1 protein-coding gene is annotated in these 299 nt (G+C 67.2%); it reads right to left on the bottom strand.

The features are described from left to right. The coding region (locus BLX41_RS34265) for a hypothetical protein (protein WP_259744347.1) at positions 1–299 on the bottom strand (299 nt) is incomplete at both ends.

Raw genomic sequence — 299 nt, 5'->3', positions numbered from 1 at the left:
CGGTTTCGTTGACGAAGCTCCAGTAGCGCCGCAGGGTGGTGATTTCCTGGGGTTGCAGACCCTGGTTGTGGACGGTCTCGGCCTTGACGTTGATGTCGCCGGCCGCGGTGATCAGGCTGCTGGTGTTGGTCAGGGTCTGGGTGTCGATCTGCAGGTCGGCGCCGCTGTTGAGGCTGGCGGCGGCGCTGCTGTTGGTCACCCGCAAGCGGTCGGTCTCGGCCACTTCCCACAGGCCATTGATGCGGCCGCCGCCGCGATCGTCGCAGCCGGCGCCGGGAATCAGGGTGCAGGACAGGCGA

Source organism: Pseudomonas protegens (assembly GCF_003732485.1).
GTDB lineage: Bacteria > Pseudomonadota > Gammaproteobacteria > Pseudomonadales > Pseudomonadaceae > Aquipseudomonas > Aquipseudomonas protegens_B.
This window is presented reverse-complemented; position numbering and strand designations above follow the sequence as displayed.